At 60.8% G+C, this 13,639-nt stretch carries 10 protein-coding genes; 6 read left to right on the top strand and 4 right to left on the bottom strand.

The window, feature by feature from the left end; all coding sequences use genetic code 11:
• On the bottom strand, nucleotides 1-2,146 hold a 2,146-nt coding region (uvrA, locus tag ACILSE_RS20265; RefSeq protein ID WP_395719259.1), incomplete at its 3' end, for an excinuclease ABC subunit UvrA.
• 123 nt (nucleotides 2,147-2,269) lie between these two features.
• Here uvrA and ACILSE_RS20260 point away from each other — a divergent pair.
• The 3 genes from ACILSE_RS20260 (at nucleotide 2,270) to ACILSE_RS20250 (ending at nucleotide 4,972) form a co-directional block, all read left to right on the top strand.
• The gene (locus ACILSE_RS20260; RefSeq protein WP_395719258.1) at nucleotides 2,270-3,247 is read left to right on the top strand and encodes a hypothetical protein; all 978 of its coding nucleotides are present in this window, start codon (nucleotides 2,270-2,272) and stop codon (nucleotides 3,245-3,247) included.
• A gap of 163 nt (nucleotides 3,248-3,410) precedes the next feature.
• On the top strand, nucleotides 3,411-4,697 hold the full coding sequence (gene hisD, locus ACILSE_RS20255; protein ID WP_395719257.1) for a histidinol dehydrogenase: 1,287 nt from the start codon (nucleotides 3,411-3,413) through the stop codon (nucleotides 4,695-4,697).
• Nucleotides 4,694-4,972 carry a hypothetical protein gene (locus tag ACILSE_RS20250; protein ID WP_395719256.1) on the top strand — a complete coding sequence of 93 codons (279 nt, stop codon included), beginning with the start codon at nucleotides 4,694-4,696 and terminating at the stop codon, nucleotides 4,970-4,972. The genes hisD and ACILSE_RS20250 overlap by 4 nt, the downstream gene beginning before the upstream one ends.
• A 7-nt stretch (nucleotides 4,973-4,979) precedes the next feature.
• On the opposite strand, the gene ACILSE_RS20245 is transcribed toward ACILSE_RS20250, so the two are convergent.
• On the bottom strand, nucleotides 4,980-5,918 hold the full coding sequence (locus ACILSE_RS20245) for a type I phosphomannose isomerase catalytic subunit (RefSeq protein ID WP_395719255.1): 939 nt from the start codon (nucleotides 5,916-5,918) through the stop codon (nucleotides 4,980-4,982).
• Between the two features lie 84 nt (nucleotides 5,919-6,002).
• Here ACILSE_RS20245 and ACILSE_RS20240 point away from each other — a divergent pair, with 84 nt between their 5' ends.
• The 3 genes from ACILSE_RS20240 to ACILSE_RS20230 all read left to right on the top strand — a co-directional run bounded on the left by ACILSE_RS20240 (nucleotide 6,003) and on the right by ACILSE_RS20230 (nucleotide 9,426).
• A complete protein-coding gene (locus tag ACILSE_RS20240) occupies nucleotides 6,003-7,397 on the top strand; it encodes an FAD-binding oxidoreductase (protein ID WP_395719254.1) in 1,395 nt (464 codons plus the stop codon).
• A 2-nt stretch (nucleotides 7,398-7,399) separates the two neighbouring features.
• On the top strand, nucleotides 7,400-8,710 hold the full coding sequence (locus ACILSE_RS20235) for a (Fe-S)-binding protein (RefSeq protein WP_395719253.1): 1,311 nt from the start codon (nucleotides 7,400-7,402) through the stop codon (nucleotides 8,708-8,710).
• 113 nt (nucleotides 8,711-8,823) lie between these two features.
• Nucleotides 8,824-9,426, top strand: coding sequence for a flavin reductase family protein (locus ACILSE_RS20230; protein ID WP_395719252.1), 603 nt, complete (start codon nucleotides 8,824-8,826; stop codon nucleotides 9,424-9,426).
• 1 nt (nucleotide 9,427) lies between these two features.
• Here the strand turns inward: ACILSE_RS20230 and ACILSE_RS20225 are convergent, their stop codons facing one another.
• Nucleotides 9,428-10,846, bottom strand: a complete 1,419-nt coding sequence (locus ACILSE_RS20225; RefSeq protein ID WP_395719251.1) for a DUF1501 domain-containing protein — start codon at nucleotides 10,844-10,846, stop codon at nucleotides 9,428-9,430.
• 31 nt (nucleotides 10,847-10,877) lie between these two features.
• Nucleotides 10,878-13,586, bottom strand: a complete 2,709-nt coding sequence (locus ACILSE_RS20220; RefSeq protein ID WP_395719250.1) for a PVC-type heme-binding CxxCH protein — start codon at nucleotides 13,584-13,586, stop codon at nucleotides 10,878-10,880.
• Nucleotides 13,587-13,639: the final 53 nt, after the last annotated feature.

The raw sequence follows: 13,639 nt of genomic DNA, 5'->3' as shown, positions 1-13,639 counted from the left end.
TGCGCTCATGCGTGCCGGGAATATCCTTGGCATCGTAAAAGTGTCGCCGCAGGGCGCGCATGAGGATGTCATCGACCAACGTCGATTTTCCGCTTCCGGAAGGGCCGGTGACGCAGGTGAAGCTGCCAAGAGGAAAGGTGGCGGTGACGTTGCGCAAGTTGTGAGCGGTGGCGCCGTGGATCGTTAACGAGTTCTGGGTTCTTGGTTCTTGGCTCTTGATCAGGAGCGTTTGCGGCAATGCGGTGGCCTGGATGCGCACTCTTCCGCTCAAATAGCTGCCGGTGATCGAATTGGCATTCGCGGAGATTTGCCCGGGCGAGCCTTGGGCGATGATTTTTCCGCCGTGCGGACCGGCGGCGGGGCCTAGTTCGATGATATGATCGGCGGCACGCATCGTTGCCTCGTCGTGTTCGACGACGAGCACCGTGTTGCCGAGATCACGCAGGCGCAGGAGCGTTTGGATGAGCCGTTCGTTGTCGGCGGGATGGAGGCCGATGCTCGGTTCGTCCAAAACGTAGAGCACACCAGCCAAACCGGCGCCGATCTGCGAAGCTAGGCGGATGCGCTGCATCTCACCGCCGGAAAGCGTGCCGCTTTCACGGTTCAGAGCGAGATAACCGAGTCCCACATGCTCCAGGAACTCGATCCGCTTCACAATCTCGCGCTGCAACTCGCCCACATAAGCCTTCTGCTGCTCGGTGACCTCCAGTTCGCGCATCCAGCCGAGCGCGTCGCGGATTTGCAACGAGGTGAACTCGTGGATGTTGAGATCCAGGCCGGGTTTCAGGTTTGAAGTTTCAAGTTTCAAGTTGGTGTCCATCGCGGCGTCCAGCTTGAGACTTGAAACCTGAAACTTGGAACTCAACCTCACCGCCAGCGATTGCGGTTTGAGCCGTTTGCCTTCGCATTTCGCGCATGGCTGCGGATTCATCAGCCGCGTGAGATTCGCGCGGAGCATCTCGCTCTCGGCGTTGTCGTAGAGGCGGCGGACTTCGTTGAGCAGGCCTTCGAACGGCTTCGCCACGCTGCGCTTCGTGTCGGATTTTTTCCAGCCTGTGTTGATCAGCACATCGCCGGTGCCGTGGAAGAGCGCGTCTTTGAACTCCTGCGGCAGCGAATTGAAAGGCGCGTCCATCGACACCTCAAAATGCTGCGCCAGAGCTTCGATGCCGCGGTTGAAGACGACGCGGAGCTTCGGGTGCTTGGCCCACCAGGCTTTGATCGCGCCTTTGGCGAGCGATTTGGACTCATCGGGCACGAGCAGCGTCGCGTCCGGCGTCAACGTCGTTCCAGTGCCTTCGCACGCGGAACAGGCACCGAGGTGGGTGTTGAAGGAAAAGTGCTGCGGCGTGAGGCGTTCGATCACGTACCCGGTGCGTGGATTGGCGAACTCGGTCGTGTAGCTGAGGATTTCCTCGCTGCCATCGAGGTTCACGAGGAACTGCACCTCGCGCTCGTTCCAGTGCAGCGAGCTTTCGATGGCTTCCATGAGCCGCTGCCGCGAATCAGCCCGCACGACGAGGCGGTCGATCACGATCTCGACCCGATGTTGGCTGCTGGCTGCCGGCTTGAGCGAATCGTCGATCTCCACGACCTCGCCGTTTAAACGTACGCGCACGAAGCCCTGGCGCTTCAGCTTTTCAAACAACGCCCGCACCTCCGTGCCGTGCGCTTTCGCCTGCGGCGACAAAACGACCACGCGTGTGCCTTCGCCGAGTGCGAGAACCTTGTCGGCGATCTCTGGCGGCGTGCTGCGGATGAGTTTTTCACCCGTTTTCGGGTCGTGCGGTTGTCCAGCCACAGCATAGAGCACGCGGAGGTAATCGTAGATCTCCGTGACGGTGGCGATGGTCGAGCGCGGGTTTGGATTCGAGTGCACCTGCTCGATGGCCACCGCCGGGGAGAGTCCCTCGATGAAATCCACGTCCGGCTTCTGCATTTGATCCAGAAACTGCCGCGCGTAGGCCGAGAGGCTCTGCACATAACGCCGCTGCCCTTCCGCGAAGAGCGTGTCGAAGGCCAGGGAAGACTTCCCGCTGCCGCTCACACCCGTGAGCACCACGAGCCGGTGCCGCGGAATGTCCACGTCGATGTTCTGGAGGTTGTGCTGCCGTGCACCACGCACGCGGATCACGTCTTCGGGCATGAGGGGTAGTTGCCGCGTGGGGCGGGGGACTTCAAGCCCAAGAAAAGGCCGACAATGGCCGTTGCATGGGCGGCGGCAGAGAGCAGATTGCCGCCAAGTCTGTCACCCCCAGCCCATTCAGCCATGAAACCTCTCATCGTCATCATTCTCGCGATCGCCGTCGGATACGTCTCCTACGAGTATGTGTATCCGCCCTTCGCCGACGCCATGAAGTTCACCAAGCACGTGCCGAAGAAGGTCGAGCCGAAGAAAGAGGTCGTCGTGGCTCCGCCGCCGAAGCCGGTCGTCAAAGAAGAACCGAAGGTCGTGATGGAGGCTCCCAAGCCCGAGCCCAAACCGGAGATGAAGCCCGAGGAGCCGAAGCCCGAGATGCCGAAACTCCCCGAGCCGCCGCCGGTGGACCCGAACGCCTTTGTCGCTCCGGTGTTCCCGCCTGTCGAGGAACTCACGCAGAACTGGGCTGCGGTGCCTGCCGGTTTCTTCAATCCGAAGAATCCTCCGCAGGTCACTCTGAAGAAGGATTTGGAGATCAAGATGGCCATGGGCAAGGCCACTGCCGCCTCCAACTTCAAGACCGGTGCCAAAATCTACGTCATGGGCCAGCAGGGCACGGATCTCGTCGTCGGCGCTTCGGCAGGTTCACCCATGCGAGGCCTTGTGGCGATGGATGACACCGATTTCAAAGATGTTTTCAACAAAGCCTACGAGAACATCAAAATCGTCCGCACTGAGCAGGCCCGCAAAGCGCATGAATACCGCCTTGCCGCCGCCGAACGTGCCAAAAACGCCCCAGCATCCGCTGGCGGTGGTGGGGGCGGAGGCAGCAGCAATGACAAACCGGTCAAAGATGCGGATGGAACGTATCCGCTGCTCCTGGCCAGCATGAAGTCCGGCGAAGTGACCGAGATCAAACCTGACAACGTCAAATCGTGGGGCGAGGCGGCTCAGGAAAAAATCGACGGCACCGATTACTGGACCGTGAACGTCAAATACGAAACCCAGACCATGTTCGGCAAGTTCGAGACCGAGGCCCAGGCCCGCATCAAGAACGGCAAGGTCGAAAAATGGGTTTACACCGGCTCCGGTGAGATTGTCCCGTGATCCATTCGTCCGGAATGGCGGCCGGTTTAAACACCTGGTTGTTCCGTGTCCGGCACAAAATCAATTCGAGGAGCGGGCGCGGACCAGCGCCCGCTTTCCATTTTCAGCCGTAGTCTGGATTTCTTGACTCCTATTCCTTCCGCCCCATTGACTGGTGCTCCCCATGAAAGTCCTTCGTCCCAAAGATTCCGATTACTCCGCCGCCGTCACCGCTCTTAACCGCCGTGCCGAGGCCAGCGATGCGGTTCGTGATGTCGTGACAGATGTGATCAAGGCTGTGCGCGAACGTGGAGACGCCGCCGTGCTCGAACTTGTGGAGAAATTCGACGGCGCGAAGCTCACCTCCGCGCAAATGCGCGTTCCGCAGGCCGAAATCGACGCCGCTTGGAACAAAGCCGACGCCATGCTGCGCTCCGCGCTCGAGGCCTCACATCGCAACGTCACCGCTTTCGCCAAACGCAGCCTCCGCCAGGGCTGGAACGGCCGGAACGAGCAGGGAGCCGAGCTCGGAGAGGTTTTTCACCCGTTTGAACGCGTCGGCTGCTATGTCCCAGGCGGCACGGCGCCGCTCGTTTCAACGGCCATCATGACCGTCGCCATCGCCGCGGCCGCCGGAGTGCCGGAAATTGTCGTCTGCACGCCCTGCGGACGCGATGGCACCGTTAATCCCGGCCTGCTTGCCGCTCTCAAAGTCGCGGGAGCCACCGAGGTCTATAAAATCGGCGGATCACAGGCCATCGCAGCTCTCGCTTTCGGCACGGAGACGATTCGTCCCGTCGTGAAAATCTTCGGTCCTGGGAACAGCTACGTCGTCGAGGCCAAACGCCAGTGCTTCGGCGTCGTTTCCATCGATCTGCTGCCCGGCCCCAGCGAAGTGCTCATTCTTGCCGATAAGTCTGGCAACGCTGCTTTCATCGCCGCCGATATTCTCGCCCAGGCCGAGCACGGCAAGGACAGCATGGCCGGGTTCATCACCGATGACGCCGCTTTGCTGGATGCGGTGGTTGCCGAAGTCGAGACACAGTCGAAAACGCTCAGCCGTCAGGCCCAGCTCGCGCCGGTGCTCGAAAAAGGTGTGTTTTGCATGCTTGTGCCGTCTTTGGAGGAAGGCGCGCGTCTGGTTAATGATTTCGCGCCCGAGCACCTCTCGCTCATCACCACGCGTGAAGAGGTGATTCTGCCGCTCATCCGCACGGCGGGCGCGATTTTCCTTGGCAATCACTCTCCTGTGGCCGTGGGCGACTTCCTCGCCGGTCCCAGCCACACGCTGCCTACGGGCGGCTCCGGCAAATCCTTCCCCGGCATCACCGCCGACATGTTCCAGCGCCGCACCAGCATCATCCGCCTCAACCGCGAAAGCTGCGCCAATTCCGAGCCCGTCGTCCGCGCCTTCAGCCAGGTTGAAGGACTGGATGCTCACGGCCGCTCCGTTTCCATCCGCTGCTCATGAAGATTGTCGTTTTCATCGCTTTCGCCGCTCTGCTGCTGGCTTCCTGCCGCAAGGATGACGCCAAGCCTCAGGCTGTGCCCACCGCGGCCAAAAAAGCGGAGCCCGAGAAAAAGGTGCCGCTCATTCCCCAAGGTGAGCTGCCCAAGATGGAGCCGGAGAAAGCCAAGTTCATCGCCGTTCCGAGTACTCCAAAAGATTCGGTGCCCAAGAAGGAAGCGAAGCCTGTCGAAGAGGTCAAAAAGGCCGCTGAAAAGGCTGCCGAAGCGAAGAAGTAGCTGCGAGTTAAGCTGGAATCCGAATTCTCAGCCACTGGCTGTCTTTGACCAAGGGTTTCACTTCACGTGTCTTGGAGTCCAGACACGCTGGCACCAGCGCAAAGTCGCCCGCTTTCAAAGTCATGCCGCCGACGCTGATTTCGCCGCTTACCACGGCCAGTGTCACTCCTTCGCCGGCATTACCGGCCGCTCCGAGCTTGTCGCAAAGCTTCACGTCGAAGTATTCGCAGCTCACCAGCGTTCCATCGGCCTCGATCTGCTGTACCTGTGGTTCAAAATCATCAAAGTCGATGCTTTGCAGCGACTCCTCGACATGCAGCGCCCGCGGTTTGCCGTCCAGACCGACGCGGTTCCAGTCGAACACGCGATAGGTCGTGTCGCTGTTCTGCTGGATCTCATAGATCAGTAATCCAGCGCCGATGGCATGCACACGTCCGCTCGGGATGAACAGGCAGTCGCCGGTGCGCGGCTCGATCACATGCACCACCTCCGCAACGGTGCCGTTATCCAGGGCCTCTTCGAAATCTGCGCGTGTCACGCCGGGTTTGAGGCCCGCGTAGATCTTCGCGCCTGGATCGGCATGCGCGATGAACCACATCTCCGTTTTCGGTTCCCCGTTCAAGGCTGCGGCCATGCTCGCCGGCGGATGCACCTGGATGGAGAGATCGTCGCAGGCATCGAGGATCTTCATGAGCAGCGGGAAACGTTCGCAGGAAGGTGCGCTGCTGCCGAAAACCTCGTCGTGATGCTTTGACCAGAGATCATGCAATGACAGGCCGTCCTCAGTCACACTCTGCGCTTCCGGGCGGTCCGAGACGGCCCAGGCCTCGCCGAACGGCGTGGTTTGATCCGGCAGTGTGTGGCCGAGCAGGGTCTCCATGCGGCGGCCGCCCCAGACGCGGCTTTGGTGGATTGGGATGAAACGAATCGGCTGTGTGAATGGCATGGGTGGAGTATCGCGTTTGAAATTCCCCACCCCCAAATCAAAAAATGGGTGGATTGACAACACGCCATTTGCCACTCTCCGCCCGTGAACACCTGCGAAGCCAGCTTTATTCAATCGTTAAAGGAAGCCTTAGCGCCTGAGCGTGTGCTCACATCGGACGAAGACCTCGTGCCCTACAGCTTTGACGGCACTGCCGCCCTCAAGCAACGCCCGGGTGCCGTGGTGTTTCCGCTCACCACGCTCGAAGTGGCCGCCTGCGTCAAGCTGGCGAGGGATCGCTCCATTCCCGTCGTCAGCCGCGGCTCCGGCACCGGGTTGAGCGGCGGCAGCGTGCCGCTGGCGGGCTGTCTGGTGATCTGTCTCGTCAAAATGGACAAACTCATCGAGCTCGATGAGAAGAATCTCACCCTGCGGGCGCAGAGCGGTGTGATCACGAAAGAGATCGACGACGCCTGTGCCAAGGTGGGCCTGTTTTATCCACCGGACCCAGGTTCGATGAAAATCTCGACGATTGGCGGTAATGTGGCTGAAAACTCCGGCGGACTCCGCGGCCTGAAGTATGGCGTGACGCGGGATTACGTCATGGGCATGGAGGTCGTGCTGCCGGACGGCACGCAGACCTTCCTCGGCAACAAATGCGTGAAGGACGTGGCCGGCTACTCGATGAAGGACCTGTTCATTGGCAGCGAGGGCACGCTCGGAATCATCACCGAGGTGATCCTGAAGGTGCTGCCGCGGCCGAAGGCGCGTAAAACGATGCTTGCGCTCTATGATTCGATGGAAAAAGCAGCCGAGACCATCTCCGCCATCATCGCGGCGAAAATCATCCCCTGCACGTTGGAGTTCCTGGACCGCATGACGGTGCGATGCGTCGAGGATTACGCCAAAATCGGCCTGCCCACCGACGTGGAGGCGCTGGTGCTCATGGAAACCGACGGACATCCCGTCGTCGTCGAAGAGGAGGCCGCGCAGATGATGGCGCTCGCCAAAGCGAACGGGGCACGTGATGTCCGCGCTGCTGCTGACGAAAACGAGGGGGCGAAACTGGCTGCCGCACGCCGAAATGCCTTCTCCGCCCTCGCACGCATCCGCCCCACGACGATTCTCGAAGATGTCACCGTGCCGCGCAGCGAGCTGGCACGCATGGTTTCATTCATTGATGGCGTGGCAAAGCGGCATCGCCTGCTCATCGGCACTTTCGGCCATCTCGGCGATGGCAACCTGCACCCGACCTTCCTCACGAACGAACGCGACCACGAGGAGATGCACCGCATTGAAGCCGCGCTGGAGGAGATCGTTGATGAAACCATCCGCGTAGGCGGCACCGTGACCGGCGAGCACGGCGTGGGTCTCGCGAAGAAGGGCTTCCTCAAGCGCCAGCTTGGCGAAGGCAGCTACGAACTCATGCGCAGCATCAAGCAGGCGCTTGATCCGCAGGGATTGCTGAATCCGGGGAAGATTTTCGATGTGAGGAACTGACCATGGCGCAAGCAGCACTCCTCAAAGACCTCGACTACTCCGTGCTCCAGCAGTGCATGCACTGCGGCATGTGTCTGCCAGCCTGTCCGACGTATGTCGAGACGAAGCTGGAACGAAACAGCCCGCGTGGGCGCATCTCGCTGCTGCGGGCTGTGGCGGATGGCGAATTGGAGGTGTCGCGGGCGCTTTCGGACGAGATGTATTACTGCCTCGGTTGCCTGGCATGCCAGACGGCGTGCCCGGCGGGCGTGAAGTACGCGGAGCTGTTCGAGACAGCACGCGCCGAGGTGGAGCTGGCCAGTGTGAACGATGGTATTCAGCGCGGATTCTGGCGCTGGCTCACGCTGAATGTCATTTTCATGAAACCGTGGCTGCTGCGTCTCGTGGGGCGTGTGCTGCGTCTTTATCAAAGCACCAAGCTGGATGAGCTGATGCGCAAGGTGCGCTTCTTCGGCCTCATGCCGCGTTCGCTGGCCGCGCTGGAGCCGCAGACGCCGCGTGTCGCGGAAAAATTCTCGAACGAGCTCATCTGGCCCGTCGAATCGCCGAAACAGAAGCGGGAATACCGCGTGGCGCTGCTCACCGGCTGCGTGCAAGACCTGGCGTTCTCAAATATCAACCGCGACACAGCCGATGTGCTGCTCGCTAATGGCTGCGAGGTCGTCACGCTTTCTTCCCAGCATTGCTGCGGCTCGCTGCATGCTCACAACGGGGAGATCGAACTAGCCCGCGAACTGGCGCGCAAGCAGATCGACAGCCTCGACCTCGATTCACTCGACGCGATCATTACAAACGCTGGTGGCTGCGGCTCGCATTTGAAGGCTTACGGCCATCTGCTGCATGACGATCCGTTCTACGCGGCCAAGGCGAAGGTCTGGGACAAGAAGGTGAAAGACATTCACGAGTGGCTGGTGCAGATCCGCTTCCGCAAGCCGACCGCAGGCGCAGGTGTGAGCGAAGTGACGTATCACGAGAGCTGTCACCTTTGCCACGGTCAGAAAGTCGTTGCGCAGCCACGTCAAATTCTCTCCAGCATTCCCGGACTCGCGGTGAAGGAGTTGCCAGAGTCCAACTGGTGCTGCGGCAGTGCGGGCATTTACAACATCACACAGCCGGAGCAGAGTCAGAAGCTGCTCAAACGGAAACTGGCGAACCTGGAGCAGACGAAGGCAGCGGTCGTCGCGACGAGCAATCCGGGCTGTCATTTGCAACTCGCGAATGGTTTGAAGGCTCGTGGAGGTCATTCCTGTCACGAAGTCACGCAGCCAGTCACGTTGCTCGCGAGTGCCTACCGTGCGGAAAATGTCGAATGATGAATTTACGAATGACTAAATAATGCCGAAGCTCGAATGCCAGAAGGGGGCCGTCACTGGGCTTTCGAGCTTAATTCTTCATTCGGTATTACTCATTCGTCATTTTCATTCCTATGGAACTCGATCTCACCGGTCCGCATCGCGAAGACGCCTACATGATCCTCGCGGGGCTCGTCACGCCGCGCCCGATCGCGCTCACGACCACGGTTGATCCTGAAGGGCGTTTGAACGCGGCACCCTTCAGCTTTTTCAATGTGCTGGGTGATTCACCGCCGATTGTCGGAATCTGCCCCGGAGATCGCGAACCAGGTGTGCCGAAGGACACGGCGCGGAACATCCGGCTGACGCATGAATTCGTCGTGAACCTCGTCGATGAAGCCATCGCGGAGAAGATGAACCTTTGTGCTGCCTCGTTGCCGCCGGGTGAGAATGAACTGGCGCATGCGGGCCTCACGGCGGTCGCGAGCAGTGTGGTCAAACCACCGCGCATCGCCGAAGCCCCCGCCAGCCTCGAGTGTCGCAGCCACAGCATCATCGAGATCGGCGACAACCGCCTCATCGTCGGCGAGGTGCTGCGCGTGCATGTGCGCGATGGCATTTTCGACCCTGAAACGTGGCTGGTGAGGCCAGAGCGCTACCATCCGATCGCCCGCATGCAGAGCCCGCACTGGTATGCACGCACTCGGGACATGTTTGAGATGCGTCGGCCGAAGTGACTCACGCCAGCGGCATCAACTCGCGAATCGGCTCGCCAGACGGCAGGATCGGCATTGGGCGGCCTTGGAAGTCATCGAACGTGTCGTTCGGGTCGATGCCGAGATGCTGGTAAACCGTGGCCCACAGATCATTCGGGCTCAGCGGACGCTCGATGGGGAATTCCGCGCGCGGATTCGTGGCACCGATGATCTGCCCCGTCTGCATGCCGCCGCCACTGACGATGAAGGACATCGCCTGCGGCCAGTGATCGCGTCCCGGCTGGCTCACGCCGGTCTGCGTGCCGATTTGCGTGTTGATCTTCGGCGTGCGGCCAAATTCACCCGTGATGATCACCAGCACGTCCTTGTCGAGACCACGCTGATGGATGTCCTCGATCAAAGCGGACGCCGCCTGGTCATAGACCGGCATGCGCCAGCGCGCGTCGGCATACATGTCGCAATTCACCGCGTGGCTGTCCCAGTTGTAGGTGCAGTTTTTCGGAATCTGCGTCGAGAAGGGATTCTCCCACACCATCGTCACAAAGCGGCAGCCGGCCTCGACGAGGCGCCGCGCCATCAGTCCGCGCTGGCCGTAGGTGCTGTAGCCGTAGCGCTCGCGCACTTTTGCCGGCTCCCGGCTCAAATCGAAGGCGTCGCGCACTTTTTGCGTCGTGAGCATGCCCACCGCACGCTGGCTGAAGCTGTCCATCGCCTCCATGAGGCCGCCGCGGTCCATCGCGCGCTTCAGATTGTCCATGCCCTGAAGCAAGTGCACGCGGTCGTCGATGCGCGACGCCATGTCCGGCGTGAGGCCGATGTTTTCGACTTTGAAGTCCTTCGCGCTCGGATCACCAACGACCATGAAGGGCGATGCTGATGGCCCCAAGTAAGCGCTGCCGAGCGAAAACGTGTCGATCCCGCTGCGTCCGCGATCCACGCCCGCCACGCACACCGGCATCGGCTCGTCCGCACGCTGCAGCTTCCGCTGGATGATCGAGCTCACGGACGGCGCATCGTTCACGAAGCCCACCGGCAGCGCCGGCGCGCGGCCGGTCATGAAGCGCTTGTGGCCGCCGCCGTGGTCCGAGAACTCGTGATGCACACTGCGGATGATGTTGAATTTGTCCGCGATCTTTGCCTGCCGTGGAAACAGCTCACAAATGTGCGTGCCGGGCACATTCGTGCGGATGGGATTGAGCACACCGCGATACTCCACCGGCGCATTCGGCTTCATGTCATAGCTTTCGAGCTGCGACATGCCTCCCGGCAACCACACAAAAATCACCGATTTGTCCTTCAGCTTTCGTCCCGCCGCCTTCGCGATCGTTTCCGCGCGCAGCGTGTCCGCCAGCGACCAGCCGGTGAGCGCAAGGGAGCCGATGCTGAGAAAACTCCGGCGTGAAACCGGACCGCAGCAGGAATGTGGGGAAGTGGAGGGCATGAACGCCGACATTACGCCCGCAGTGTGAGGCTCATTTCAAACTCAAGATGAACGCCTTCACGTCCGCAAACTCCTGGGGCTTCAGGATGAGGTTCATCGGCGGCATCGGCGATATCGGCGTCGCGGTGTAGCCTTCGGCGAGCTTGGCGTTCGGGTTGATGAGGCTTTCGAGGATGTAGGCCTCGTCTTTGCGGCTGGCGATGCCGTCGAGAGCTGGGCCGACGGCGCTGCCCTGGCCTTTGAGGATGTGGCAGTTCTTGCAAGCGGCCACGGGATGCTCCCAGAAGATCTTTTCGCCGCGTTTGGCATCGCCGACGAGCTTGCTGGCATCGTCTTCGTTTTCGAGGATGAGCTCGCAGAGCTTCACGTCGTCGAAGTAAATGTCGCCTTTGCCGACGTGGAGGAGGTTGATGCTGGCTTTGGGGCGGTTCTTGCTGTTGAAGACGACTTCGACCTCGGTCCAGTCCTGGTTGCGGCTGATCTTCGGCGAGGTCTCAGCGCGGCCGATGTGGTCGTTGAGGCTGGCTTTGCCGCGGAAGGCGTGCGTTTTGATCCAGGCGCTGAGTCGATAGTCGGTGTTCGGTTTCAGCGCCACATCGGCGAAGGAGCTGGTGTCGGCGTCGTCGCGGGTGATGCAGCGCATGGCGCGTTTGCCGCTGTGGACCATCTTCGGATCGGTGACGAAGCCCCACTGCGCGTCTTTGTTGCCGGGGCGGTTGCCGTAGTCGCGCTTCTTCCAGGTGTCGCCGATGGGTTCTTCAAAGCCGGGGTTGGGGAGCAGGTTGGGGCCTTCTTTGTAATTCAGGGCCTTGTGCTTCTTCCCGAGCATCTTGGCGGCCTCGGCGAGCCATTCGTCGTTTTTGACGACAGGATCGCTGGCGAGCTTTTTGACGAGTGTTTGGATTTCCGGCGTCGTGGGGAAGTCGGAGAGCTTCACGAACGCGGCGAGGCGTGTGTTCAAATCGGGATCGGAGATGACGCCGGAGCCGAAGAAGAGATCCTGCGCGGCTTTGTCCGATCCTAGAGCGCGGATGGCGTTGCGGCGGAGTTTGGCGTCTTTGGAGATGAGGGCGGCTTGGTGGGTTTTGGCGTCGAGAGTGCCACGAGCCTGTTTGACCCAAAGAGCGTGGATGTCGGACAGGTCAGACACGTCTGACCCGTCGGACGCGAGACGCTGGTTCGTGAGCCTGCCATAAAGCGTATCCTTGGCCTTCGTGGCTCCTTTCGCGGTGATGCGGTAGATGCGCCCACGGCTGTGATCGCGCAGCTCATTCTCATGCGCACCACCGACGCCCGTGGTGGCCACGAAGCCGCCGCGTTCTTTGCTGGGTGTGGGGTTGTGCTGGATGATGAAGTTTTCGAAATCGGCCACCCATACCGCGCCATCGGGACCGACTTCGGCATGCACGGGGCTGTTCCATTCATCGCTGCTGGCGTAGATATTGAATGCATCGAGCGCCTTGTAGCCGGCGCCGTCGGGCTGCACGTCCATGAGGGCCACGACCTTCATCGTGGGCTCGCAGACCATCGCCATGCCCTGGAAGCGCTTTGGCAGCGCATCGCTGTAGATGAAGTTCGAGCCTGCGGCGGCGGTGTAGCCGCCGAAGACATCCACCTGGCGGAAGTTTGGCGTGATGGTGTGGCAGGTGTCGACCACGTTGATCTTCTTCGCGGTCATACCACGGCTTCCTTCGGCGTAGGCTGTAGCAGGAATGCCGCCGAAGAAGATGGGCGCACCATTGGCGGTGCCGCCGAATTGATCGCCCGCATCATTGTAGCTGTGGCCCCACGCGTTGTTGGTGAACTGATGCAGGAACTCCAAAGCGCTGCCGTCCGGCTTGAAGCGATACGTTCCCATCGCGAACTGGTGCTGCTTGCCGCCGACGTAGCCTTCGATGCCGCTGTAGCCGACGCAGCCGTAGATCCAGTTGTCGAAGCCGTAATGCAGGCTGCTGGCCTGTGCATGCGTGTCGCGGATGCCCCAGCAGTCGATGATGACCTCGCGCTTGTCGGCTTTGTCGTCGCCATTCGTGTCTTCCAGATAGATGAACTGCGGCGGCGCGGCCACGATGATGCCTTTGCGGGCGAAAACGATGCCGGTGGGCAGGTTCAGCTTGTCGGCGAAGACGGTGAATTTGTCCGCTTTGCCATCGCCATCGGTGTCTTCGCAGATTTTGACGCTGTCCTGGCCTTCATGGTTCTCGCTGACGCCGTGCGGGTAGTCGCGAGTCTCCACGACCCAGCAGCGACCACGCTCATCCCACGCGAAAGCGATGGGCTTGGCGATGTCTGGCTCGCTGGCGAAGAGTTTCAGCTCGCAATCGTCCGGCACCTGCGTGCGCTCCATGCTGCCTTTGGGCGAAAACGGCTTCTGGAAGGTCAGCGGCTCCGGGCGCTTCTCGTAGTTCGCGACCTGCGGATGCTTCTCACGCACCTCGGGCTCTCTTTGGGCCAAAAAGGCCTCGTAGGCGGCTTTTCTTTGAGGAGAGAGCTTTGCCAAAATGTGTGCCTTTAAGTCTGACGGGTCGGACTTGTCGTACAAGTCTGACGGCGTGACCGTTAGATCGTAGTCAGCGGAAACCTTCTCCTTCGCGTAATCAAACCAGATGGCGTCTCTTCCGAGATCCCGCATGGCATTGTGCAGCGGCGTGGTGTCGGCACCGGGCGTGTCGATGTAGAGCACGCGGATAGGATTGGCGGCGGCGGTGAAGGCTGCGAGCAGGAACAGGATCGTTTTCATGGTTGTGCTCATGTTACGGGCTCGGCGTGCCGCCCGTGCGGACAACTTTTGGG

Source organism: Prosthecobacter sp. (assembly GCF_044236155.1).
Taxonomy (GTDB): Bacteria; Verrucomicrobiota; Verrucomicrobiia; order Verrucomicrobiales; family Verrucomicrobiaceae; genus Prosthecobacter.
Note: the sequence above shows the minus strand (reverse complement) of the source record. Positions and strands in the feature narration are given on the sequence as shown.